At 68.1% G+C, this 24,371-nt stretch carries 26 protein-coding genes; 12 read left to right on the top strand and 14 right to left on the bottom strand.

The genetic code is table 11. The features are described from left to right. Positions 1-62 precede the first annotated feature (62 nt). A complete protein-coding gene (gene pcaD, locus AB0J62_RS07625) occupies positions 63-809 on the bottom strand; it encodes a 3-oxoadipate enol-lactonase (RefSeq protein ID WP_363865531.1) in 747 nt (248 codons plus the stop codon). 101 nt (positions 810-910) lie between these two features. Here pcaD and AB0J62_RS07620 point away from each other — a divergent pair, with 101 nt between their 5' ends. Next, complete coding sequence (locus tag AB0J62_RS07620; RefSeq protein ID WP_363865529.1) at positions 911-1,849, top strand: LLM class F420-dependent oxidoreductase; 939 nt, start codon at positions 911-913, stop codon at positions 1,847-1,849. 5 nt (positions 1,850-1,854) lie between these two features. On the opposite strand, the gene AB0J62_RS07615 is transcribed toward AB0J62_RS07620, so the two are convergent. Further along, the gene (locus AB0J62_RS07615) at positions 1,855-2,265 is read right to left on the bottom strand and encodes a DUF2000 domain-containing protein (RefSeq protein WP_363865527.1); all 411 of its coding nucleotides are present in this window, start codon (positions 2,263-2,265) and stop codon (positions 1,855-1,857) included. Positions 2,266-2,344: 79 nt separating this feature from the next. Here AB0J62_RS07615 and AB0J62_RS07610 point away from each other — a divergent pair, with 79 nt between their 5' ends. Beyond that, a complete protein-coding gene (locus tag AB0J62_RS07610) occupies positions 2,345-2,806 on the top strand; it encodes an Lrp/AsnC family transcriptional regulator (RefSeq protein WP_134097058.1) in 462 nt (153 codons plus the stop codon). Between the two features lie 73 nt (positions 2,807-2,879). On the opposite strand, the gene AB0J62_RS07605 is transcribed toward AB0J62_RS07610, so the two are convergent. Further along, positions 2,880-3,308 (bottom strand): MarR family transcriptional regulator, encoded by a 429-nt coding sequence (locus AB0J62_RS07605; protein ID WP_363865525.1) that lies wholly within the window; start codon positions 3,306-3,308, stop codon positions 2,880-2,882. Between the two features lie 65 nt (positions 3,309-3,373). Here AB0J62_RS07605 and AB0J62_RS07600 point away from each other — a divergent pair, with 65 nt between their 5' ends. After that, the gene (locus tag AB0J62_RS07600) at positions 3,374-3,934 is read left to right on the top strand and encodes a YbhB/YbcL family Raf kinase inhibitor-like protein (protein ID WP_363865523.1); all 561 of its coding nucleotides are present in this window, start codon (positions 3,374-3,376) and stop codon (positions 3,932-3,934) included. 187 nt (positions 3,935-4,121) lie between these two features. Here AB0J62_RS07600 and AB0J62_RS07595 read toward each other — a convergent pair whose 3' ends face one another. The 9 genes from AB0J62_RS07595 to AB0J62_RS07555 all read right to left on the bottom strand — a co-directional run bounded on the left by AB0J62_RS07595 (position 4,122) and on the right by AB0J62_RS07555 (position 12,946). Further along, positions 4,122-4,862: a hypothetical protein gene (locus AB0J62_RS07595; RefSeq protein ID WP_363865521.1), complete on the bottom strand. Its 741-nt coding sequence runs from the start codon at positions 4,860-4,862 to the stop codon at positions 4,122-4,124. Positions 4,863-4,923: 61 nt separating this feature from the next. Next, positions 4,924-6,090, bottom strand: coding sequence for a rod shape-determining protein RodA (gene rodA, locus AB0J62_RS07590; RefSeq protein ID WP_134097052.1), 1,167 nt, complete (start codon positions 6,088-6,090; stop codon positions 4,924-4,926). 10 nt (positions 6,091-6,100) lie between these two features. After that, complete coding sequence (gene mrdA, locus AB0J62_RS07585; RefSeq protein WP_363865519.1) at positions 6,101-8,155, bottom strand: penicillin-binding protein 2; 2,055 nt, start codon at positions 8,153-8,155, stop codon at positions 6,101-6,103. Next, the gene (gene mreD, locus AB0J62_RS07580; RefSeq protein ID WP_363865517.1) at positions 8,152-8,682 is read right to left on the bottom strand and encodes a rod shape-determining protein MreD; all 531 of its coding nucleotides are present in this window, start codon (positions 8,680-8,682) and stop codon (positions 8,152-8,154) included. Before mreD ends, mrdA begins: the two co-directional genes overlap by 4 nt. Before the next feature lie 4 nt (positions 8,683-8,686). Continuing rightward, positions 8,687-9,625, bottom strand: coding sequence for a rod shape-determining protein MreC (mreC, locus tag AB0J62_RS07575; protein ID WP_363865515.1), 939 nt, complete (start codon positions 9,623-9,625; stop codon positions 8,687-8,689). 11 nt (positions 9,626-9,636) lie between these two features. Next, positions 9,637-10,653: a rod shape-determining protein gene (locus AB0J62_RS07570; RefSeq protein WP_137254207.1), complete on the bottom strand. Its 1,017-nt coding sequence runs from the start codon at positions 10,651-10,653 to the stop codon at positions 9,637-9,639. 158 nt (positions 10,654-10,811) lie between these two features. Beyond that, complete coding sequence (gene ndk, locus AB0J62_RS07565) at positions 10,812-11,222, bottom strand: nucleoside-diphosphate kinase (RefSeq protein ID WP_363865513.1); 411 nt, start codon at positions 11,220-11,222, stop codon at positions 10,812-10,814. Positions 11,223-11,225: 3 nt separating this feature from the next. Further along, positions 11,226-11,588 (bottom strand): DUF4233 domain-containing protein, encoded by a 363-nt coding sequence (locus tag AB0J62_RS07560; RefSeq protein WP_363865511.1) that lies wholly within the window; start codon positions 11,586-11,588, stop codon positions 11,226-11,228. Then, the gene (locus AB0J62_RS07555; protein ID WP_363865509.1) at positions 11,585-12,946 is read right to left on the bottom strand and encodes a folylpolyglutamate synthase/dihydrofolate synthase family protein; all 1,362 of its coding nucleotides are present in this window, start codon (positions 12,944-12,946) and stop codon (positions 11,585-11,587) included. Before AB0J62_RS07555 ends, AB0J62_RS07560 begins: the two co-directional genes overlap by 4 nt. 74 nt (positions 12,947-13,020) lie before the next feature. Here AB0J62_RS07555 and valS point away from each other — a divergent pair, with 74 nt between their 5' ends. Further along, entirely contained in the window at positions 13,021-15,564 is a 2,544-nt protein-coding gene (gene valS / locus AB0J62_RS07550; protein WP_363865507.1) for a valine--tRNA ligase, read from the top strand. Positions 15,565-15,910: 346 nt separating this feature from the next. After that, complete coding sequence (locus AB0J62_RS07545) at positions 15,911-16,900, top strand: hypothetical protein (protein WP_363865505.1); 990 nt, start codon at positions 15,911-15,913, stop codon at positions 16,898-16,900. Between the two features lie 51 nt (positions 16,901-16,951). Here AB0J62_RS07545 and AB0J62_RS07540 read toward each other — a convergent pair whose 3' ends face one another. Further along, a complete protein-coding gene (locus AB0J62_RS07540; protein WP_363865503.1) occupies positions 16,952-17,878 on the bottom strand; it encodes an AEC family transporter in 927 nt (308 codons plus the stop codon). Between the two features lie 68 nt (positions 17,879-17,946). Then, a complete protein-coding gene (locus AB0J62_RS07535) occupies positions 17,947-18,399 on the bottom strand; it encodes a MarR family transcriptional regulator (protein ID WP_363865501.1) in 453 nt (150 codons plus the stop codon). 71 nt (positions 18,400-18,470) lie between these two features. Here AB0J62_RS07535 and AB0J62_RS07530 point away from each other — a divergent pair, with 71 nt between their 5' ends. The 7 genes from AB0J62_RS07530 to AB0J62_RS07500 all read left to right on the top strand — a co-directional run bounded on the left by AB0J62_RS07530 (position 18,471) and on the right by AB0J62_RS07500 (position 24,360). Beyond that, entirely contained in the window at positions 18,471-18,890 is a 420-nt protein-coding gene (locus AB0J62_RS07530) for a PPOX class F420-dependent oxidoreductase (protein WP_363865499.1), read from the top strand. Further along, positions 18,887-19,345 (top strand): nitroreductase/quinone reductase family protein, encoded by a 459-nt coding sequence (locus AB0J62_RS07525; RefSeq protein ID WP_363865497.1) that lies wholly within the window; start codon positions 18,887-18,889, stop codon positions 19,343-19,345. Before AB0J62_RS07530 ends, AB0J62_RS07525 begins: the two co-directional genes overlap by 4 nt. A 68-nt stretch (positions 19,346-19,413) precedes the next feature. Continuing rightward, positions 19,414-19,947, top strand: coding sequence for a YbhB/YbcL family Raf kinase inhibitor-like protein (locus AB0J62_RS07520; RefSeq protein ID WP_363865495.1), 534 nt, complete (start codon positions 19,414-19,416; stop codon positions 19,945-19,947). Between the two features lie 103 nt (positions 19,948-20,050). Continuing rightward, positions 20,051-21,094 (top strand): LacI family DNA-binding transcriptional regulator, encoded by a 1,044-nt coding sequence (locus tag AB0J62_RS07515; RefSeq protein WP_363865493.1) that lies wholly within the window; start codon positions 20,051-20,053, stop codon positions 21,092-21,094. A gap of 103 nt (positions 21,095-21,197) precedes the next feature. Then, the gene (locus tag AB0J62_RS07510; RefSeq protein ID WP_363865491.1) at positions 21,198-22,568 is read left to right on the top strand and encodes an extracellular solute-binding protein; all 1,371 of its coding nucleotides are present in this window, start codon (positions 21,198-21,200) and stop codon (positions 22,566-22,568) included. Then, complete coding sequence (locus AB0J62_RS07505; RefSeq protein WP_363865488.1) at positions 22,565-23,512, top strand: sugar ABC transporter permease; 948 nt, start codon at positions 22,565-22,567, stop codon at positions 23,510-23,512. Before AB0J62_RS07510 ends, AB0J62_RS07505 begins: the two co-directional genes overlap by 4 nt. Then, positions 23,509-24,360 carry a carbohydrate ABC transporter permease gene (locus AB0J62_RS07500; protein WP_363865486.1) on the top strand — a complete coding sequence of 284 codons (852 nt, stop codon included), beginning with the start codon at positions 23,509-23,511 and terminating at the stop codon, positions 24,358-24,360. The genes AB0J62_RS07505 and AB0J62_RS07500 overlap by 4 nt, the downstream gene beginning before the upstream one ends. Positions 24,361-24,371 lie beyond the last annotated feature (11 nt).

The raw sequence follows: 24,371 nt of genomic DNA, 5'->3' as shown, positions 1-24,371 counted from the left end.
CAGTCAGCGGTTCAGAGCGCCTACCAGCCTAACGCCGAGCCCGCCGTACGCCGGAATCGCGCTCAGGCGAGATGAGCGAGGAGTAGCGGGTTGATGACCTCGGGGTGGGAGTAGGTGACCAGGTGGGCGGCCTTCTCGATGATCTCGAGGTGGGCGCCGGGGATCTCGGAGGCGAGGGGTACGACGGTTTCCGGCGGGACGGATTGGTCCGAGTCAGTGGTGATCAAGAGGACGGGGGCGGTGATGTCCTTCAGGCCGGGGAGGAGGTTCATCGCGCTGATCGCCTCGCAGCAGGCGGCGTAGCCCTCGTCGGGGCAGTCGAGCAGCATCCGGCGGACGGGCTCGAGGTCCCCCTCGAAGTCGGGCAGGAACCAGCGGCCGAGGGTTGCGTCGGTGATGGCCTGGGTGCCGTCGGCGCGGACCTGCGCGGCACGGTCGATCCACGTCTGGGGGTTGGCCGCGGTGTTGGACGGCGGGCAGATCGCCACCAGGCGGTGGATCCGCTCGGGCGCGTGCTGGGCCAGCCACAGGCCGACGGATCCGCCGAGCGAGATTCCGACGTACGACGCCTGGTCCACCTCGAGCGTGTCGAGCAGCTCGACAACGTCGCCGCCGAGGTCGTCGATCGTGTAAGGCCCGGGCGGTACTTCGGACTTCCCGTGCCCGCGGTGGTCGAAAGCCACCACGCGGTACCGCTTGGACAGGGCATCCAGCTGCGGCGCCCACATCGCCTGCGTCGCGCCGAGCGACGAACCCAGCAGGACAACCGGTGCGTCGGCGGGACCTGTCGCCTCGTAGTTGAGTCGCATGTTCCCACCATACGGACGCCTGCAGTCACGGCCCGATTCCTTTTGGCGTGCCGACCGGTCGATACCCACAGACGAGTCAGACACTTCAGCGAAAGGCCGCCATGACCGACTTCAGTGTGTTCCTGCCCACCGGATTCACCGGCGAGCTCGCCGGCCTCGATCCGGCCGACGCCTTCCGCCGGATCACGGCAGTGACACAGACCGCCGACGAACTCGGCTTCCATGCCGTGTACGTCCCCGACCACCTGCATCCGATCCCGCCCTCGCAGGCGCCGGTGTTCGAGGCCTGGACGATGATCACCGCGCTCGCGGCCGCGACCGACCGGATCCGGCTCGGCCCGCTGGTGACCTCGAACAGCTACCGCAATCCCGCGCTCCAGGCGAAGATCGCGTCGACGATCGATGTCATCAGCAATGGCCGGCTGATCTTCGGAATCGGCGCCGGCTGGTACGAGCCGGACTACCTCGGGTACGGGTACGAGTTCGGCGCGGCCGGCGAGCGGTTGCGACGGCTGGACGAGGCGGTGCAACTGATCCGCCGGTTCTGGACCGAGGATTCGGTCGACTTCGAGGGGAAGTACTACCGGGCCGCCGGCGGACTCAACCAGCCGAAGGGAATCCAGCAACCGCACATCCCGATCCTGGTCGCGGGCGGCGGCGAGCAGAAGACCCTGCGGACGGTCGCGCAGTGGGCCGACGCGTCGAACGTGATGGACTCCCCGGAGGTCCTGCGCCGCAAGTACGACGTACTGCGCAAGCACTGCGCCGACGTCGGCCGCCCGTACGACGACATCCGGCGAACGGTCACCACGTCGTACATCCTGGGCACGTCGGATGCCGAAGCCCGCTCCAGGGTCCCGGCGGGCGCCGAGTTCGCCTTTCCTGGCGACCTCGCCTCCTACGGCTTGATCGGGACCGCGCCGACGATCCGGCAACGGATCGCCGCGTTCGAGGACGCTGGAGCCCAGGAACTCATTGTGGGCTTCGAGAACGGCCTGGAACCGGACGAACTGCGCCGCTTCGCCGACCTCTGCTTCTGAGCCGCCTAGCGGTAGAGCGGTAAGGCACCCGTGAGGGAGTCGACGTCAGAGCGCGGGCCGAAGAGGGCGAGGCCGAGGTACTCGATGTCTTCGGGCTTGGTTCCGCTCAGGGTGGTCGACATCTGCTCATAGGTGCGCGCGCGTTGAGCGATCTGGTGCATGTCGTGCACGGTGACCTCGTCCCTGGCCGCCGCCCGCGTATGGAGGTCGTGCAGTTGCTCGGCGGACGCCCGCAGTACGGGAATCGGGTGGGCACACATCCCGGCATGCGGTGCGCCCGAGGCGTCCGCGGTGTCCGGGCCGACCACGTCGTCGTGGTGGTGGCCGAGGCCGACCCCGAGCAGGGCGGCGGTGTTCAGGGCGACGCCGACCGGCGCCTCGGCCGCGATCACCACGACCATCTTGTTCGTCAGCACGGGGACAAAGCTAGCCAGATGCACGGCGTCGTACTCCGGAATCCGAACATCATTCGGCGGATCTGCGAAACTTCCTGTTATGGACGAACTTGATACGGCGCTGCTGCGGATGCTGCAGAACGACGCTCGGCGGACCAACCGGGACATGGCCGCCGAGCTCGGGATCGCGCCGTCGACGTGCCTGGAGCGGATCCGCGGGCTGCGCGACCGAGGGGTGATCCGCGGGTACCGGGCGGAGGTGGACCTGCAGGCGATCGACCGGTCCACGCAGGCGATCATCTCGATCAAACTCCGCCCCCAGGCGATGGCGGTCGCGACCGCGTTCCAGGACTACGTGATGCAGCTCCCGCAGACCCTGGACATGTTCATGGTCTCCGGCGCCTCCGACTTCCTCGCCCACGTCGCCGTCAAGGACACCCAGGCGCTCCGCGACCTCGTCCTCGCACTGGCCAAACGCCAGGAGATCGCCGACATCCGCAGCTCGGTCGTCTTCGAACACCACCGCCGGACCACGATCATGCCCCTCACCGCCGGAGACTGAATCAGTCGATCAGGCGGAGTCAGTCGATCAGGCGGAGTCAGTCGATCAGGCGGAGTCAGTCGATCAGGCGGAGTCAGTCGATCAGGCGGCGGAGGAGGGTCAGGGACGCGCTGATCCGCCTCCGCTCGGCCGGACTGAACCGCGCGGCGATCGCCTCGGTCAGAAGCTCGTGGCCGGCATCGCGACGTACGGCGAGGAGGCTCTGACCGGCAGCGGTAATGACGAGGAGCTTGCGGCGCCCGTCGGCGGCATCCGGCTCACGGCGCACCAGCCCCCGATCGACCAGCCGGGCCGCCGAGACAGTGACCGACTGGTGAGTGATCTTGTCCAGGCGGGCCAGGTCGGCGACGGTGTGCGGACCTTCGCGGTCGAGCCGCTTCAGGATCGAGACCTGGGACGGCGTCACGTCGTCAGACGTAGACAGGGCTCGCCGGCGACGGACCAACGCGCCGACGACGTACTGCAACTCGTCGGCGATCGTCCCGGGGTCAGGAGCTCCCATGGCGACATAATATACAGTCAAGTTGCGCAGTTTGCCTGCGCATCTACCGGGAGAAGAGGACCCAGATGGCAGTGCTCGGGAAGTTGTTGAAGAACAGGCGGGCGGGTGAGGGTGAGCTGGCGTGGAACGCGGTGAACCTGGCCGGGCCGGAGACCCTGACGCTGACCAGTCCGGACTTTGAGCACGAGGCGCCGATGCCGAAGGTTCACGTCGGGAGGTGGTACGGCGGTCAGGATCTGTCGCCGGCATTGACCTGGCGTGGCGCGCCTGACGGCACTGCGCAGTACTTGCTGATGGTCGAAGACCCGGACGTCCCGATGTCCAAGCCGGCTGTCCACTGCGCGGCTCTGCTCGACGCTGCCCTCACGGAGCTTCCGCAGGGCGCCTTGGACGCGGCGACTCCGGCTAACGGCGTCAGCCTCCTTCGGTCGACAATCGGCCGCGGTTACCGGGGGCCCGGTCCGATCAAGGGTCACGGGCCGCACCGCTACGTCTTCGAGCTCTTCGCCCTCGCGACGCCGCTGCCGGGCTCGGAGCTGGGGTCGGCGAAACCGCGATCCGTGATCGGTGCCGCCGGACCGGTCCTCGCCCGAGCTCGCTTGGACGGCTTCTACGAACGCCGCTGATCATCCAGGACAGACACCTTGGCGGCACTGGCGACGACTCGGATGCTTGCGGTCTGGCAGGCGTCGAAGTCCAGCACCAGGACACGGCGTCTGCCATTGAGCTGAACGTCCAGCGCCGGCCCGGGCGTCGAGCGGTGCGACGCCCAGCGCGGGGCGGCGCCGGCGTGACAGTGGCTGGTGTGACCGGTTACGCGGGCTTGAGGACCTGCCGGGCCTTTGTGACGGCTGCCTCGGTCGCGGGCTCCAGCTCGCCGCCCTGGCCGGCGAGGACGCCGACGGAGAGGATCACGTCGTCGACGCCGGTGACGACCGCCGTGTACTCGAGACCGCGCTTGGGTCCGCTGGTGCCGGTCAGTTGGAACGCGAACGGCTTCGTGCCGTACGACGGGGCGGTGATCTTCTCGACCTTCATCGAGGTGTTGCCGGAGCCCTCGGTCTTCAGCGTCACCTTCGTGCAGGAATCGACGGCCTTCGCGTACGAGTCGCGCAGGTCGTCGACATCGGCGGCGGTGCCCATCGAGTCGAGGCCGTAGTCGATGTACGGGCCTTCCTGGCCGCCGGTGAAGGTGCGGGTCACGCTCGCCTTCGACCCGGGAGCCTTGGTGGCATTCAGGTATTTGACCAGGGTTTTGCAGCGGCTGCTCGGCGACGAGAACGGCTTCGAGCCGTCGTCGGCCTCGTCCTTCTCCTGGGAGAACCCGCTCGGCAGGTCGTTGAGCTCGAGCAGCGCCTTGGTCAGCTCGTCGGCCGTCCGCGTCACCGGCACGGTCGACGGCGGCTCCGGGGCGCTGGGGGTCGAGCTCGGCGCCGGTGAGCTGACCGGCGTACCGGCGTCCCTCTTGTCATCCCCGCCGCAGGCGGTAAGGGAGAGCGTCAGGGCGGTCGCAAGCGCGAGCGGGAACGACACGTACCTGGTCAGCACAGTCATGGCGAGATATCCGAACTCTAGGCGGCGGCCAGCAGCGTATCTGACGTGTCAGGTCCGGCGATCAGTACCTGTGGGAGCGGAGGTGGATGTTCTGCAGCAGCCCGACCGCGAGCAGGCATGCGAACATCGAGGAACCGCCGTACGACACGAACGGCAGCGGGAGGCCGGTGACCGGCATGATGCCGAGCGTCATGCCGATGTTCTCGAACGCCTGGAACGCGAACCAGCAGACGATCCCGGTAGCGACCAGCCGGCCGAACGCATCCCGCGCGTTGATCGCGATCCGCAGCCCGCGGAACAGGATGATCGCGAACAGCACGATGATCGCGCCGGCGCCGATCAGCCCGAGCTCCTCGCCGGCGACCGTGAAGACGAAGTCGGTGTGTTGCTCGGGGACGAAGGCGTTCTGGGTCTGACCGCCGTGGAACAAGCCCTGCCCGAAGACACCGCCGTTCCCGATCGCGATCCGGGCCTGGTTCACGTTGTAGCCGATGCCCTGCGGATCCGACGACGGGTGCGCGAACGCGATGAAGCGGGAGATCTGGTACTGCTTCAGGATGTGCAGCTTGATCGCGACGGCTGCGACCAGCACACCCGCGGTGAGCAGAGCGAGCATCCACCGTTTCGGGACGCCGGACACCGCGATGATCCCGAACACGATCGAGCCGAGCACCATCACCGTGCCGAGGTCGGGCTGCAGCATCACCAGGATCACCGGCACCGCGGCGACCGCGACGGCCTGCGCGACGTCGACGGTCCGGGCATTCTCGTGGCGGTCGGTCTCGCTCTTCTCGGCGATCAGCAGCGCCATCCCGACGATCACCGCGAGTTTGGCGAACTCGCTCGGCTGGATCGACATGAACGGCAACTGGATCCACGACCGCGACCCGTTGATGGTCGAGCCGACGCCGGGCACGAGGACCAGGATCAGTCCGACGATCGAGGCGGCGTAGAGCAGCGGGGCGAGGATGCGGACCCTGCGATGGTCGGTGACCGCGGCGCCGATCGCGAGGACCAGGCCGATTGCGAAGTTCAGCGCGTGCCGGACCAGGAACGCGTACTGGTTGCCGTCGGTCAGCGAGGTCCGGTTGTGGGTCGCGGACCAGATCAGCATCGCGCCGAGGAACGACAGCGCGACGACGCTGAGCACGAGGACCCAGTCCACCTGCCACACGGTCGATCGCCGGTCCATCCGCGATCGCATCCGGATCGGAGTCAGGAGTGCCATCTGCGCGCCCTCATTGCTTCGGCTTCTCTTGCCCGGGCGGCGGCGCCGGCTTGATGTTGTACAGCGTCTCGTAGATCTTGCGGACCGCGTCGCCACCGGCGCCCGAACCGGTGCCGGCCTGGCTGATCATCATCACCACGGCGTACCGATCGGTGTACGACGCCAGCCAGGAGGTCGTCTGCTTGCCGTAGACCTCGGCCGTACCGGTCTTGGCGCGGACCGGGATCTTGTCGAGCGGGAAGCCCTGGAACTTCCAGGCCGCGGTGCCGCTGACCGTGGTCTGCTTCAGCGCGGTGTCGATGTACTTCAGGGTGTTCTTCGCCACCGGGAGCTTCGACTTCACCACCGGCTTGATCTCGTGCGGCTTGCCGTTTGCGCCGACCCACGACTGGACGACGCGTGGCTCGAACAGGGTGCCGCCGTTCGACAGCGCGGAGTACACGGTGGCGAGCTGCAGCGGGGTGACGGTGGTATCGCCCTGGCCGATCGCGAAGTTCACCGCGTCACCGGCGCGGTACTTGTACCCGTCGACGCAGAACTCGCGGGCGAACTGCTTGAGGAAGGCCGACGTGCCGGCCGGTGGGTTGGCCGACAGCTTGCAGTAGTAGTCCTTCATCGAGTCGTAGTACGTCTTCTTCCACTGCCGGTCCGCGATCCGGCCGCTCGTCTCGCCGGGCAGGTCGATCCCGGTCGGCTTGCCGAGGCCGAACTTCTTCGCCATCTCGACCAGCGGGTCGTACGTGCTGATGTCGCTGGAGTTGCCGCCCTCCTTCAGCCAGAGCGCGTACGCGATCCGGTAGAAGAACGTGTCGCAGGACAGCGCCAGCGCCTGGTCGAAGCCGATCATCCCGTACGACGCGGACTCGTAGTTCTTGAAGCGGCGGTTGCCGACCTCGAAGTACGACGAGCAGTCGAGCCGCGTCTTCGGGCTGTACCCGGCGCCGAGCGCGGCCGAGGTGGTGATCGGCTTGAACGTCGAACCCGGCGCCAGCTGGGCTTGCAGCGCACGGGAGACCAGTGGCGTGCCGGACTTCGCCGAGTACAGCGCGTCGAGCTCACGCTGGCTGATGCCGCCGACCCAGACCCCCGGGTCGTACGTCGGATAGCTGGCCATCGCGACGACCCGGCCGGTCTTGGTGTCCATGACCACCGCGGCGCCGGAGTCGGCGACGTACTTCTTGTGGGTCACCGGGTCGGTCTGCTTGCGCGCGGTCATGATCGCGTTCTTCAGCTGGGCCTCGACCGAGGCCTGGATCCGCGCGTCGATCGTGGTGACGAGCGTCGCGCCCGGAACCGGCGCGGTCTGCTTCTTGATGCCCGTGGTGTACCCGACCGCGTCGACGATGACGTCCTTCTCGCCGGGCGTGCCACGCAGCAGTTTGTCGTACGAGCGCTCGATGCCGGCGCGGCCGACCAAGTCCGACCGGTGCGGGACCGAGTCCTGCCCGGCCTTGTCCATGTCCTCGAGCTCTTCGGTGGTGATCGGCGACAGGTACCCGAGGATGTGGGCGGCGTTCACCTTGTAGGGCTCGGGGTACGCGCGGAGGGTCTGCGAGTCGGCAGCGATCCCGGGGAAGTCCTCGCGGCGCTCCATCACGTCGATCGCGACCTGCTCACTGACGTCCTTCGCCACCGGGATCGGCTGGTACGGCGTGCCGTTCCAGCAAGCGGGTGGTTTGGACGCGCCAGGCTCGCCGCAGAGCATCGTGCGGGCCTTGAGGTCGGCGGGCTTCTGGCCGAGCACCTTCGCCAGCCGGGTGAGAACGACGTTCTGCTGACTGTCAGGGAGTTTGGCGAGCACCGACCGGTCGACCGTGATCATCAGCGAGACCCGGTTGCCGACCAGCGTCCGGCCCTGGGAGTCGACGATCGTGCCGCGCGGGGCCGGGATCAGGACCTGCCGGATGTGCTGGGCGGTCGCGGCCTGGGTGTAGTCAGCGCTCGACATCACCTGCATGTACCAGAGCCGGCCGAAAAGCGTGCACAGCAAGGAGAAGACGAGCACGCCGATCACGAACAGCCGCAACCGGGCCTTCAACGGCGCTTCGAACCCGTCCCAACTCATGGCGCGACTCGGCGCTCGCGGGCAGGTTGGACGCGGCCCATGATCCACATCACCAGCGGGATCACCACGATCGCGCCGACCACGTCGTACCCCGCGGCGATGCCGAGGCGGACGCCGAACTCGCCCCAGTCGACCGACGGGTCGTGCAGCAGCGAGCCGGTCGCGCTGTAGATGAAGAACGAGATCGCCGTCCCGAGCACGACCGTCAGCGCAACACCCAGCGGACCGACCGGCCCGCTCGAGGTCTCGCGGCGGATCAGGCCCGCGACATACCCCGCGATGGCCAGCGAAAGCGCCCAGCGGCCGGCGGTGTGGTCCGCCGGCGGCACGATGTCCAGCAGCAGACCGCCGACGAATCCGGCGATCGCACCCCACTCCGGCCCGCGGGACAGCGCGAGCGCGATCACCACGATCAACGTGAGGTCACACGTCACCCCGGCGACCGCGATGTTGCTCAAGACGGAGGTCTGCACGGTCACGGCCACCATCAGGAAGAGGGCAGCCAGGCCGATGCGTAAAGCGATCACGGTGTCAGTTCCCCTTCCCTGGTAGGTGGCCTCGCGGTGGGCGGGCGGGTGGTCCGGTGACCACGCCGACCGTGTCGATCCGGGTCGGGTCGACGTACGGCTTGATGGTTGCGGTGGATCCGAGGGAGCCTTCGTTCGGCGTCACGGAGGTGACGACGCCGATCGGGACACCCGGCACGTACGGCGCGTTGCCGCTCGAGCCCCAGGTGACGATCCGGTCCCCGACCTTGGGCCGGGCCTTCGGGTCGACGAGTTTGTAGTCGAGGGTGCCGGCCACATCGCCGCGTCCGGAGACGAAGCCGAGCGCCATCGACGAGTTCAGCCGGCCGCCGACGGTCGAGTTGCGGTCGCCGATCAGCAGCACGGTCGCGGTCCCCGTGGTGGTGCGCACCACCCGGCCGACCAGACCGGTCCCGTTCATCACGGTCATGTCGGCGCGCACACCGTCCGCCGTCCCGGCGTCGATCGTGACCGTGTGGCTGAACGTCTGCGCCCCACCGATCCCGATCACCCGGGCCGGCGTCATCGTGTACGCCGACGCGACCTTGAGCAGTTTGTCCAACTCCTGCGCCCGGTTGCGGGCGTAGTCGGAGGTGTTCAGCTCCCGGGTCAGATTCTCGTTGTCCTGTTTGAGTTTTTCGTTCTCTGCTTTCAACCTATCCATTTCCGCGAACCGGTCGCGGAGGTCGTCCACAGGCTGCCGGGCCGAGCTCGCGGTCGACTCGAGCGGGCCGAAGACACCGGCCGCGACCTCCCGCAGCGGCTCGACCGGCGAACCGGCCGAGCGGCGGGCGTCGAGCACGATCAACGTGAAACAGGCCAGGATCACCAGCGCGAGCACACTCCGGCGGCGACGGATCTGCCGCGGCATGCCGGTCGCCCGCAGTGGTGCGCCCGCCGAACGGATCGCGCTGCGGGCCGGGGTACCGAGGTCTTTGAGCATCGGGTGGTACCTCAGCGCCGGTTGTCGGTGACCAGGATGCGGTTGAGGGTCTCGATGTTGTCCACGCACTTGCCGGCGCCGAGGACGACGGCATCGAGCGGATTCTCCGCGACGTGGATCGGGATGCCGGTCTCGTGCCGCAGCCGCTCGTCCATCCCCTTGAGCAGCGCGCCGCCGCCGGTCAGCACGATGCCGCGGTCGACGATGTCGCCGGCCAGCTCCGGCGGGGTCTTGTCCAGGGTCGCCTTGACCGCGTCGACGATCGCGGTGATCGGCTCCTCGATCGCCTGGCGCATATCGGCCGAGGAGACCTTCACCGTCCGCGGCAGGCCGGAGACCATGTCGCGGCCGCGGATCTCGCTGTCCGGGCCGTCGGTGGTCGGGAACGCCGATCCGATCGTCATCTTGATCTGCTCCGAGGTCGCCTCGCCGAGCAGCAGCGAGAACTCCTTCTTGCAGTAGTTCACGATCGCCTTGTCGATGGCGTCGCCGGCCACCCGGATCGACTGGCTGGTGACGATGCCGCCGAAGGAGATGACCGCGACCTCCGTCGTACCGCCGCCGATGTCGACGACCATGTTGCCGGTGGCGTCGCGGACCTCGAGGTTCGAGCCGAGCGCGGCGGCCATCGGCTCCTCGATGATGTAGACCTTGCGGGCGCCGGCCATGTACCCGGCGTCGCGGACCGCGCGCTGCTCGACCGCGGTGATGCCGGACGGGACGCAGACGACGATCCGGGGCTTGGCGAAGTACCGCCGGCGGTGCACGCGCTGGATGAAGTACCGCAGCATCTGCTCGGCTGCGTCGAAGTCGGCGATCACGCCGTCCTTGAGCGGCCGGATCGCGGTGATGTTCCCCGGCGTACGGCCGATCATCTTCTTCGCCTCGTGACCGAACGCGACCGCTTCGCGTGGGTCGTCCGTCCGGGTCGCGACCACGGACGGCTCGTTCAGCACGACGCCCCGCCCACGCACGTACACCAGGGTGTTCGCCGTTCCGAGGTCGACCGCCATGTCGCGGCCGAGCATGCTGTTCGCCACCGCGGCACCTCCCACTCGACCCCAACTCAGGCTAAGCGCCGCCCGCGCAAAGCCCGTGGACCGACACGACCGGTCCGCCCGGCACGTATCGTATCCGCTCACTCACCACCTGTCCGCACTGGCCTCCGGCGCGAACGGCCTTGCGATCAAGGCAGGTCGGGGAACCAGATCTTGATCTCGCGGCTCGCGGACTCCTCGGAGTCGGAGCCGTGGACGAGGTTCTCGCGGTTCGACAGCGAGAAGTCGCCGCGGATGGTGCCGGGCGCGGCCTTGCGGCCGTCGGTGGCGCCGTTCAGGGCGCGGATGACCTCGATCGCCTCGTTGCCCTCGAGCACCATCGCGACCAGCGGGCCGCTGGTGACGAAGTCGCGCAGCGGCGGGTAGAAGGCCTTCTCGACGTGCTCGGCGTAGTGCTGGTCGGCCATCTCGCCGTCGATCGTGCGCAGATCCATCGCGACGATCCGGAGTCCCTTGGCCTCGAACCGGCCGAGCACCTCACCGACCAGGCCGCGGCGAACCGTGTCGGGCTTCAGCAGGACCAGGGTGCGCTGCGACATCTGTCAACTCTCTCTCGAACTAGGTTGGGCGGCCGAGCCTAACTGTTCGTGGGCTTTCTTGGCCTCTTCGATGCGGCGGCCGAGCACGATCGCGGCGACCCAGAAGGCCGCGAACGCCACGCCGAGGACGAACATCACCGAGACGACGAAGCCGAGTCCGACCGCGCCCACCTGGACCACCGAGCCGAGCACGTAGCCGACCTGGAACCGGAGCAGGCCGGCCGCGACGATCGCGAGCACCGCAAGACCGAGGCAGACCGGTACCGCGACCGCCGGCCGAACGTCGGCGACCGAGATCATCACCGGCGTGACCAGGGCGAGCACGATCGACTCGAAGCCGAGCACGATCGAGGCGAGCGATCTCATGACTGCTCGCCCTTCGGCTTGCGGACCAGCAGCGAGCGAGCCTCGCCGGCGGTGATGACCGAGCCGGTGATCAGTACGCCGCCGCTGCCGAGCGCGACCGCGTTCTCCTCGGCCAGGCGGATCGCGTCGTCGATCGCGTCGATCAGGTGCGGACGGACCAGCACCCGCTCCTCGCCGAACACCTCGGCCGCCAGCTCGCCCAGTTCCTCGGCCGGCATCGAACGCTCGACGAAGCTGTTGCGGGTGCAGACGACCGTTTCCATGATCGGTTCGTAGGCCTCGAGGACGCCGTACACGTCCTTGTCCTTCATGCAGCCGAGGACGCCGATCAGCGGCTCGAACTGGAACGCCTCCGAGACCGTCGCCGCGGTCGCCTCGGCGCCGTGCGGGTTGTGGGAGGCGTCGACGATAACCGTCGGGCTCTGCCGGACGACCTCCATCCGGCCCGGGCTGGTGACATTGGCGAAGCCGGCCTGCAGCAGCTCAGTGGTGACGCGGCCGTCCGACTCCGGGCTGGCGCCGAGCAGCGCCTCGACCGCGGCGACCGCGGTGGCGGCGTTGTGCGCCTGGTACTCGCCGTGCAGCGGCAGGTACAGCTCGTCGTACTCGCCGCCGAGGCCCTTCACCGAGATCACCTGGCCGCCGACCGCGAGCGTGCGGCTGACGACACCGAACTCGATCCCCTCGCGGGCGACCTGCGAGCCGACCTCGGCGGCCCGGCGGAGCAGGACCTCGAAGACCTCCAGGCTCTGCTGCGACATCACCGTCGTACCGCCGGTCTTGATGATGCCGGCCTTCTCGCCGGCGATCGTGACCGGATCCGCGCCGAGGATGTGCGCGTGGTCGACCGCGATCGGCGTGATCACCGAGACCGTTCCGTCGGCGACGTTGGTCGAGTCCCACGACCCGCCCAGGCCGACCTCGATCACCGCGACGTCGACCGGTGCGTCCGCGAACACGGCGTACGCCATGCCGGTCATCACCTCGAAGAACGTCAGCGGGTGCTCCTGCTCGGCGTCGACGACGTCCAGGTACGGCGCGATCTCCGCGTACGCCTCGACGAAGCGCTCCTCGCTGATCGGCTCACCGTCCAGCGTGATCCGCTCGCGTACCGACTCCAGGTGCGGGCTGGTGAACCGGCCGGTCCGCAGCCCAGCCTCGCGCAGCAGCGTGTCGATCATCCGGGCCGTGGACGTCTTGCCGTTGGTCCCCGTCAGGTGCACCACCGGGTAGGCCTTCTGGGGGTCGCCGAGCAGCTCGACGAGCCGCCGAACCCGGTCCAGGGAAGGCTCGATCTTGTGCTCCGGCCAGCGCGCCTGGAGCAGGGCCGACACGTCGGCGTAAGAGAGGTCACTCATCAGAACCCTAAGTCTAGGTGGGGGCTGTGGATAAGCGTTCGGAGCACCCCTTGACAACCACTACGATTGTGCGCATGAGCCAGACGTCCCGTGTTCCAGACAAGCCCACCCTCGAAGGCCTCGAGGAGAAGTGGGCTGCCGTATGGAAGGAGCAGCAGACCTACGCCTTCGACCGCACCGCGGAGCGGGCCGACGTGTTCTCGATCGACACGCCGCCGCCGACGGTCTCGGGGTCACTGCACGTCGGGCACATCTTCAGCTACACCCACACCGACCTGGTCGCGCGCTTCCAGCGGATGCGCGGGAAGAAGGTCTTCTACCCGATCGGCTGGGACGACAACGGCCTGCCGACCGAGCGCCGCGTCCAGAACTACTACGGCGTCAAGTGCGACCCCTCCATGCCCTACGACCCGGACTTCACCCCGCCGGCCAAGCCGGACCCGAAGAAGCAGGTCCCGATCGCCCGGCAGAACTTCGTCGAGCTGTGCGGTGAGCTCACCCACATCGACGAGCAGGCGTTCGAGTCGATGTGGCGGACGGTCGGCCTGAGCGTCGACTGGGACCACCTCTACACGACGATCTCCGAGGACTCCCGGCGTACGTCGCAGCGCGCCTTCCTGCGGAACTTCGCCCGCGGCGAGGCATATCTCGCTGAGGCGCCGACCGTCTGGGACGTCACGTTCCAGACCGCGGTCGCGCAGGCCGAGATGGAGGCCCGGCCGTATCCGGGCGCCTACCACCGGATCGCGTTCCACGGCGCCGACGGCCCGATCTACATCGAGACCACCCGGCCCGAGCTGATCCCGGCCTGCGTCGCGCTGATCGCCCACCCCGACGACGACCGGTACAAGCACTTGTTCGGGACGACCGCGAAGTCGCCGCTGTTCGGGGTCGAGGTCCCGATCCTCGCCCACCCGGCCGCCGAGATGGACAAGGGCGCCGGTATCGCGATGTGCTGCACCTTCGGCGATCAGACCGACATCCAGTGGTGGCGCGAGCTGCAACTGCCGGTCCGGACCGTCATCGGCCGCGACGGCCGGTTCCTGCGCGAGACCCCGGCCTGGCTCGAGGACTCCGCCGAGCTGTACGGCGAGCTGGCCGGCAAGACCGTTTTCAGCGCCCGCGAGCTGATCGTCCAGAAGCTGCGCGAGAGCGGCGAGATGGACGGCGAGCCGAAGCCCACCGAGCGGATGGCGAACTTCTACGAGAACGGCGACAAGCCGCTCGAGATCGTCTCCACCCGGCAGTGGTACATCACCAACGGCGGCCGCGACGACGCGCTCAAGCAGGAGTTCATCGAGCGCGGCGAGGAGCTCGCCTGGGTCCCGGAGCACATGCGCCACCGCTACCTGAACTGGGTCGAGGGGCTGAACGGTGACTGGCTGATCTCCCGCCAGCGGTACTTCGGCGTCCCGTTCCCGGTCTGGTATCCGCTGGACGCCGACGGCGAGCCCGACTACGCGCACCCTCTGATGCCGTCCGAGGCCGAGCTGCCGATCGACCCGACCTCACAGGCACCGCGGGGGTACGACGAGTCCCAGCGCGGCAAGCCGGGTGGGTTCGAGGCCGACCCGGATGTGATGGACACCTGGGCGACGTCGTCGCTCACCCCGCATATCGCCTGCGGCTGGGAGCGCGACGACGACCTGTTCCGGCGTACGTTCCCGATGGACCTGAACACGCACGCGCACGAGATCATCCGGACCTGGCTGTTCTCCCGTGTCGTCCGGGCCCACTTCGAGAACGGCACGCTGCCGTGGGCGCGGTCGATGATCTCCGGGTTCGTCGTCGACCCGGACCGGAAGAAGATGTCGAAGTCCAAGGGCAACGCGGTCGTCCCGACCGAGATCCTGGACAAGTTCGGCGCGGACGCGGTCCGGTGGCGCGCGGCGATGGCTCGGCCGGGGATGGACTCGCCGTTCGACGAGTCGCAGATGAAGGTCGGGCGGCGGCTCGCGATCAAGGTCCTGAACGCGTCGAAGTTCGTTCTCGGATTCGGCGCGACGACGGTCGACACCTCCGCGGTCACCGAGCCGGTCGACCTGGCGATGCTGCAGCAACTGCGGGCGATCGTCGCGGACGCCACGGCGGCCTTCGAGCGGTTCGACTACACCGGCGCGCTGGAGGTCACCGAGCGGTTCTTCTGGACCTTCTGCGACGACTATGTCGAGCTGGTCAAGGAGCGGGCGTACGGCGGTCAGGGTGACGCCGCCGCAGCTTCCGCGAAGGCGGCGCTCGCGGTCGCGTTGTCGGTCCAGCTGCGGCTGCTCGCGCCGTACCTGCCGTTCGCGACCGAGGAGGTCTGGTCGTGGTGGCAGGAGGGCTCGATCCACCTGACCAGCTGGCCGGAGCCGGATGTCGATCTCGCGGTTGCCGCGCAGGAGCCTGAGGTTCTGGACGCGGTCTCGGAGGTTCTCGCGGGGATCCGCGGGGCGAAGTCCGAGGCGCAGGTCTCGATGAAGACCGAGGTCAGCAAGGTCGAGGTCACCGGTCCGGCCGCGCGGCTGGAGCTGGCCGAGCGGGCCGAGCCGGACCTGCGGGCCGCGGGCCGGATCACCGGCGAGATCGTCTGGCACGCGGACGACTCCGACGCGGTGAAGGTCGTCGCAGCGCTCTGAGCACTTTCCCGGTGCCCGTCTCCTGCCCGAGGCGGGCACCGGCGCTTGTCGCGAAGCCCGTTACTGCCGGAGGCGGGCACCGGCGCTTGTCGCGAAGCCCGTCTCCTGCTGGACGCGGGCACCGGTGCTCGTCGCGGAGCCCGTCTACTGCTGGACGCGGCACCGGTGCTTGTCGCGAAGCCCGTCTACTGCTGGCCGCGGGCACCGGCGCTTGTCGCGAAGCCCGTCTACTGCTGGACGCGGGCACCGGTGCTTGTCGCGGAACGGCTACCCTGCGAGACCGGTTTGTGCTGATGTGGAAGCATCGGGTCCGAACCCCGTGACCGAACGTCCGAGGAGCCAACCCATGAGCGACCCCACCACCCCGGCGGATCCGAGGCCGACGGAGGAGGCCGTCACCACGGCCGACGCCGGCGCGGACACCGCCGAGCTGGCCGCCGTCCCGGCCGCGGCCGAGAAACCCGCTGGGGCCGAGAAGTCCACTGGGACCGCGAACTCTGCTGGGACCGCGAACTCTGCTGAGGCCGCGAAGTCTGCTGGGACCGAGACGTCCGCTGGGACCACGAACTCTGCTGGGACCGAGACGTCCGCTGGGACCACGAACTCTGCTGGGACCGAGACGTCCGCTGGGACCACGAACTCTGCAGGGGCCGAGAAATCCGCTGGGGCCGCGAGCTCTGCTGGGAAGCCTGCCGGGACCGCGAAACCTGCTGGCGCCGAGAGATCTGCTGGGTCCGAGGCTGGTGGGGAAGGGCCTGGGGATACGAAGGTTGATGTCGCGAGCGAGCCGCCGAAGAGGCAGTGGTGGCGGCGGATCAAGCTCCGGGGGCCGTGGCTCACGGTCGGCGCGGCGGTCGTCATCCTGATCGTGCTGGCGTTGCTCGGGTACATCTGGGGTCTCGGGCCGCTCAACCGGTTGAACACCGAGCGCGGGATCACCCCGCCGGCGAAGCTGGCGGGGCTCGACCGGATCACCGACAAGACGATCCGTGACCAGGCCGGCCTCGACCAGACCCGGGAGGCGTTGAGCCGGATCAACAACGGCAAGCAAGTGACGGTCGAGGCCTACGGGAGCCTCGACGGCAACCGCCTTTTCGTGATCATCGCGCTGCGCGGCAAGGTCGACATCGACAAGACCGTCGCCGACTCCGGCGCGACGCCGGACAAGATCAAGAAGATCGGCAGCTCCACCTGCGTCGAGTCGTCCGGCAACCTGCCGACCCAGTGCTACCGCGGCTCCAACACCCTCACGGTCATCGCCCAGTCCGCGAACGAAGGCGTGAACGTCGACCAGGTCGAGCCGGTCGCCGAAGAAGCCTTCAAAGCCATGCGCTGACCGGCGCTGACCGGCGCTGCCAGGCACTGACAGGCACTGACCGGCGCTGATTCAGGCCAGCAGTCCCGCGATCAGGATCATGACCGGGATCGACAGCAGCGTGCTCAGCAGGACGGCACTCCGCGCGAGCGTCCGGCTGCTCCGGTAATGCACGGCGTACACATAGACGTTCTGCGCTGTCGGTAGCGCAGCCAGCAGCGTCGGCGCGAGCAACGCCGTACCGTGCAGGTCGAGCACCCACCGCGCGATCACGTACGCCGTCAGCGGCTGGACGAACGTCTTCAACGCCACCGCGAGCACGACGTCGCGCCGCAAGGTGATCGAGTCCTTCGTCCCCGCGCTCAGGCTCAACCCGTAAGCGATCAACGCAACCGGCACGGCCGCGGCGGCGACGAGGTCGATGGGCCGCATCACGACGTCCGGCAATCGCACGCCCAGCAGCGAGAACAGCAACCCGAGTAAAGACGCCACGGTCAGCGGATTGCGGAACGGTCGCGTCACGATGGTCCGCAGCGACACCCGCCGCCCGCTCCCCTGCCGATCATGGTCCAGGACGGCGAACGCGATCGGCGCCATGATCACGACCTGGAACAAGACGATTGGTGCGACCAACGCACCGTTCCCCAGTACGTACGCCGCGACCGGTACGCCGAGGTTCCCGGCGTTCACGTACGAGGACGCGAGTACGCCGATCGTCGCCTCGGACCGCGTGCGCCGCCAGACCGCGGCCGCGACGACGAGGAACACGAGCTGGACCACGAACAGACTCAGCAGGTTGGTGACCAGCACGACCGAGAAGATCGCCCGGAGATCGGCCCGCGCTACCGTCGTGAACAGCAGCGCCGGCGTCGCCACGAAGAACGCCAGCCGGGACAGAACGAGCTCGTCCTGCGAACGCAGTACGCCGAGAAGGCCGACGACGTACCCGAGCACGGCGACCGCGACCAGCGCGCCGAAGGCACCGACGACGGCGGACATCTCAGGAGCTCAGCAGCTTCGGCACGCTGTGATCGTATAGGAAACCGTTCTCCGCCACGCTGGGCAGCTCACCGCTTGGTATCGCTGCGGCAGCTGGTGACGATGCCGGCCATGGTGGCGCTGAACTGCTCGCGATCTGCCGGACTCAGGTCCGCCATCAGTCCGTTCAGCGCCTCACCCACATCCGCGTGGAACGCCTTCGCAGCCCTGCGGCCCGCCTCGGTGAGATTGACCTGGAGCGCCCGCCGGTTGCCCGGGACCGCAGATCGCTCCGCAAGACCGCGCTTCTCGGCGCGATCCATCAGCCCGGTCAGCGCCGCCTTCTCCACGCCGAAGCACGCCGCCAACTCGGCCATCCCGCGCGGGCCGCCGAGCAGCACGCACAGCAGCTTGGCCTGAACGGGCGTCAGGTCGTGCCGGTCGGAGACGCGCGCGTAGATGCCCTGCACCAGCCCGCTCAGCTGGATCAGATTCCCGGCCGCGTCCAACTGATCGAGCGGCGCGATCTCCGTCTCACTCACACCACCACGGTACAGGGCATGTATAGTCAACGATGTGTACAGTTAATGCCATTAACTATCGAGGAGCATCGATGGCTTTCAGCGACCAGGAACTCGAGTACCTGAAGTCCCAGCCCATCGCTCGGCTTGCCACGGTCGGCTCCGACGGTCAGCCGGACGCCGTACCGGTGGGGTTCGAGTACGACGGCACGTACCTCTACATCGGCGGCGTCGACCCGGTGCGCACACGAAAATTCCGCAACGTGCGGTCAGGCAATACCAAGGTCGCCGTGATCCTCGACGACCTCCCGTCGACCGACCCGTGGGTCCCCCGCTACCTGCGCATCTACGGCGAGGCCGAACTGGTCGAGCGCACCGGCCGCTTCGGCCCGGGCAGCTACCTGCGGATCACGCCAACCACCTCCTGGAGCTTCAACCTCGAGGGCAAGCCCTTCACACACGACAACACCGTCACCACCACCCGCACGGATCATGAGACCGTGACCGGATGAGCTTCGACACCCGAGCCGGCACGCGCGGCGCTCGGCAGCCGAACGGCCGCGCTTGGCGCTTGCTGAACAGCTTCGTGGCCCCGGTGATCCGGCGCCGGGGCGGCAGGGTCGTCGGCATCGACATCCTGGTCCTGCACACGATCGGACGCCGGTCCGGTGAGGTTCGGAGAACACCGGTCAGCTGGCTGCCGGCCGCCGACGGCAGCTGGCTGATCATCGCCTCCGCTGCCGGCGCTCCGGGGAACCCGGCGTGGTACTACAACCTGGCCGCACATCCCGACCAGGTCCGCATCGAGGTCGGCAAGAAGACGATCGAGGTCCGTGCGGAGCAGCTCCACGGCGCGGAGCGCGCCGAGGAATGGAAGCGGATCATCGCCGCCGCCCCGCGCTTCGCGGGCTACCAGCTGAAGACCGACCGCGAACTGCCCGTCATCAAGCTGACCGAGCGGCACTGAAAAGTCATCCGGCAGATGCTGAAGCTTGCCGGGAAGCGTCGTCCTGGGACCGGTAGTACGTTGAGCGCATGCGACGACTGCTGTTGTGGGCGGCCGTGCTGGTCAGCACGGCCGCCTGCAGCGGCGGATCCGGGAAGGAGCCTGCCGTGACCGCACCGACCAGCATCACCGTCACGAGTCCGGTCCTCCGCGAAGGAGACACCATCCCGAGCAAATACACCTGCGACGGCAAAGGCACCTCTCCACCACTTGCTTGGACCGGTACGCCCGCCAATGCGAAAGCTCTGGCGCTAGTAGTGGACGACCCCGACGCACCCCGAGGCACCTTCACCCACTGGGTGCTGCTCGATCTCGATTCACGGACAAGTTCGATCGCCGAGGGCACCACGCCGCCCGGCGCGAAGCAGGCGAACAACTCCGCCGGCAAACCGTCGTACTACGGCCCGTGCCCACCGAGCGGCACGCACCACTACCGGTTCACGGTCTACGCGTTGTCCAAGGCAACCAATCTCGCCGACGGCGCCGGCTTCGACGAGGCCCTCGAAGCCATCGACGCGGCCACGATCGCCCGCGGCCGGCTCACCGCTCTGTACAGCCGTTGACCTCCATGTGACGCAGGTCACAGGGAGCGAGTCATTGACGTTCTGACTACGTAGACACATTCTGACTACGCAGTCAGAACACACCCGTGAGAGGCTCATGACCATGGCGAAACCGGAGCGCGGCGACAGCTCGGCGCGGCGTCGTCCGGGGAGCACGGACGTGGCCCGGCTGGCGGGTGTCTCGCAGAAGACCGTTTCCCGGGTGCTCAACGACGAGCCGTATGTGAAGGAGGAGGTCCGGCTCCGGGTCCAGGCGGCCATGCGGGAACTCGGATACCGCCGCAACGACGCCGCCAGGGCGCTGAACTCCGGCCGGACCAAGCGGATCGGGGTGGTCTGCCTCGGTACGGCGCTGTTCGGCCCGTCGACCCAGCTGGTGGCGGTCGAACGCGCACTGCGGACGACCGGTTACTCGGTCACCATCGTGAACACCCTCGAAGGCGACACGATCGCGGACGCGGTCGAGCACCTGCTCGAGCAGGGTGTCGACGGGATCATCCTGTCCGAGCCGATCGACGAGGGCGACGGCGTACCGATCGAGACCGATCTCCCGGTGCTCAGCTTCGGCCGGTTGCCCGGCCTCAGCGCGAAGCCGAGCCTGGTCACCGGCGGCGACAACTTAGGCGCCGGCCGGACCGCGACCGAACACCTGCTCGGCCTCGGGCACCGGACGGTCTGGCATGTCGCCGGCCCCCAGCGCTGGTGGGCCGCCCAGGACCGGCTGGCGGGCTGGCGTCAGGCGCTGGCGGCTGCCGGTGCGCCCGAACCCCCTGTGCTGGAAGGCGATTGGCTGCCTGCTTCCGGCTACGCCGCCGGCCGTGAACTGGCCGCGAATCCCGATGTCACCGCGATCTTCGTCGCCAACGACGACATGGCCATCGGAGTACTGCGTGCGCTCGCCGAGGCCGGCCGTTCGGTCCCCGGGGATGTCAGCGTCGTCGGCTTCGACGACATCCCGTCCGCGGCGTTCCTGACGCCACCCCTCACTACCGTCCCGCAGGACTTCGACATCCACGTCGACCGCGGGATCGCGAACCTGGTCACCGAGATCGAGTCGCCTACCGGCGACCGCTCGCCGCTCCCGGAGCCACCACCGCTCCGGCTCGTCGTCCGTCACTCCACCGCCGCGCCACGTCCGGCGGGCTGATCGCCGCATCACGTCCGGCGCGCAGCGCCGCACCCCTGTCAGGCACGCCGGCCGAGGCCCGTGCCCGGGCACCGCCTTGTCACGACTCGAGGAGTTGTTCGCAGTGTTCATCAACCGAATTCGCCGACGCACAGCCGTCGGAACCGCCCTCGCCCTCGCCGCACTGGCTCTGGCCGCCTGCGGTGGAGGTAACGGGTCATCGTCCGGCAGCGCGAGCCAGGCGCAAGCCGTCAGCCAGTCCGACATCGACAAGGCCATGACCACGCCGACCGACCTCACCTTCTGGACCTGGGTGCCGAACATCCAGAAGGAGGTCGACCTGTTCCAGAAGAAGTACCCGGCGATCAAGGTGAAGGTGGTCAATGCCGGCCAGGGCACACCGCAGTACACCAAGCTGCGCACGGCGCTGAAGGCCGGGACCGGCTTCCCCGACGCGGTCCAGATCGAGTTCCAGTACATCCCGACGTTCGCGCTCACCAAGAGCCTGCTGGACCTTCGTCCGTACGGCGCCGAGGCGCTCAAGGACCAGTTCGTGCCGTGGACCTGGCAACAGGTGGTCGGGTCCGGCGGTCAGGTCTGGGCGGTTCCGCAAGACAGCGGGCCGATGGGGATGCTGTACCGCAAGGACATCTTCGACAAGTACGGCATCGCCGTACCGAAGACGTGGGACGAGTTCGCGGCGGCCGCCCGCAAACTGCACGCGGCAGACCCGAACGTGTCGATGACGAACCTCGCGCAGAGCCAGGCCGGAGTGTGGTTCGGGCTGCTCTGGCAAGCCGGCGTGAAGCCGTTCGAGTCCTCGAGCGCCGACTCGGTCAAGATCGACCTCAACGGCGCCGAGTCCAAGAAGGTCGCGGACTACTGGAGCGGTCTGATCAAGGACGGCTCGGTCTCGGCAGACGCCGACTTCAACGACGCGTGGTACCAGGCGCTGAACCGGGGCAAGTACGCCACCTGGCTCACTGCCGCGTGGGGCCCGGTCTTCCTGGAGGGCAGCGCGAAGGCGACCAGCGGCAAGTGGCGGGCCGCTCCGCTCCCCCAGTGGGACGCCGGCAAGAACGTCTCCGGCAACTGGGGCGGCTCGACGACTGCGGTCGTCCAGGGAACGAAGAACCCGATCGCCGCGGCCAAGCTCGCCGAGTTCATCAACACCGATCCGGAGTCGACCAAGATGTTCGCGACCCAGCAGTTCCTGTTCCCGGTCACGAAGGCGCTGCTGGCGGACAGCTCGTTCGTCGACCGCCCGCTGCCCTTCTACGGCGGCCAGCCGGTCAACAAGCTGTTCGCCGGGATCAGCGACACCGTGGACACGAAGTTCCAGTGGCCGCCGTTCCTGGACCAGACCGTCAGCGACTGGAACGAGACGGTCGGCAAGTCGTTCGCGAACAAGACCGACACCAGCTCAGCACTCGATCAATGGCAGCAACGGACCACGAAGTACGCCCAGAACCAGGGCTTCAAGGTCGACCAATGAGTGTCGACACCGCCGATCGGCGGCTCGGGGCGCGCGCCCCGGGCCGCGGTCAGGGCCATCGGCAACGACGGAAGGGCGTGAGCCACGGCCGGACCGGCTACCTGTTCGTGGCGCCGTTCATGCTGGTGTTCGTCGCCATGCTGATCCTCCCCCTGGCCTACGCGGCGTACCTCAGCCTCTTCCAGGAGCGGTTGATCGGCGGGACGGTCTTCGCCGGGATCGGCAACTACACTCGCGCGCTCACCGATCCGCGGCTCTTGCACGGTGTGGGCCGGGTTGCGTTGTTCTTCCTGATCCAGGTCCCGATCATGCTCGTGATCGCGCTGCTGGCGGCGTTGGCCATCGACAGCGGCCTGCTGCGCGCCGCGAAGGTGTTCCGGTTGGGCATCTTCCTGCCGTACGCCGTGCCGAGCGTCGTCGCGGCACTCATGTGGGGCTATCTGTACGGCCGCGACTTCGGCCCGTTCGCGCAGCTCGCCGACAAGGTCGGAGCGGCCGCACCGAAGTTCCTCACCCCCGATTGGATGCTCGGCTCCCTCGCGAACGTCGTCACCTGGGAGTTCACCGGCTACAACATGATCATCCTGTACGCCGCTCTGCGCGCGGTCCCGCACGACCTGTACGAGGCCGCGGCCGTCGACGGCGCGGGCGCGATCCGGACCGCGTGGAGCATCAAGATCCCGGCGCTGCGGCCCGCTCTCCTGATCTGCGTGATCTTCTCGGTCATCGGCAGCTTCCAGCTGTTCAACGAGCCCCAGCTGATGCAGCGGCTGGCGCCGAGTGTGATCGACAGCGGATACACGCCCAACCTCTACGCCTACACGCTCGCCTTCACCGGCCAGGAGGTGAACTACGCCGCCGCGGTCTCGTTCCTGCTCGGCGCGGTCATCGTCATCGCGTCGTACGCCGTCCTGTTCATCACCACCAGAAGGAGCCGAGCATGACCGGTCGCCGCAGCACCGCGCTGACCATCGGCATGGCGGTCCTGCTGATCTACTTCCTGCTACCGCTGTTCTGGCTGTTCGTCGCGTCCACCAAGACGGTCGGCGACCTGTTCTCGAGCTTCGGCCTGTGGTTCGCGCACGACATCTCCCTGTTCTCGAACATCAAACAGACCGTGACGAACGACGGATGGGTCTTCACCCGCTGGATGGGCAACACCGTCTTCTACGCGGTGGTGAGTGCCGGTGGGGCCGCGTTCCTGTGTGCTCTTGGCGGATATGGTTTCGCCAAGTACCGGTTCCGCGGGAACGGCGCGATGTTCGGGGCCGTGCTCGGCGCGATCATGGTGCCGACCACTGCCCTCGCGATCCCGACGTATCTGTTGTTCAGCAAGGCCGGGCTGGTGAACACGCCGCTGGCGATCATCCTGCCGTCGCTGGTGAGCCCGTTCGGGCTGTACCTGATGCGGATCTATGCGCAGGACGCCGTACCGGACGGCATCATCGAGGCGGCCCGGATCGACGGCGCCGGTGAGTTCCGGATCTTCTTCCAGGTCGCACTCCGGATGCTCGCACCGGGGATTGTCACCGTGCTGCTGTTCACGCTGGTCGCAACCTGGAACAACTACTTCCTGCCGCTGATCATGCTCAACAACCCGGATCTGTATCCGATCACCGTGGGGCTGGCCGCGTGGTCGTCCCAGGCCAGCGCCGGCGGCGGCACGACCGGAGCCGTGCTCTCGCTGGTCATCGCCGGCTCGTTCCTGTCCGTACTACCGCTGATCGCCGCCTTCCTCCTGCTGCAGCGATACTGGCAGTCCGGGCTGGCCGCCGGCGGCGTCAAGGCCTGATTCCCTTCTAT

It is taken from the genome of Kribbella sp. NPDC049584, from assembly GCF_040675555.1.
GTDB lineage: Bacteria > Actinomycetota > Actinomycetes > Propionibacteriales > Kribbellaceae > Kribbella.
This window is presented reverse-complemented; position numbering and strand designations above follow the sequence as displayed.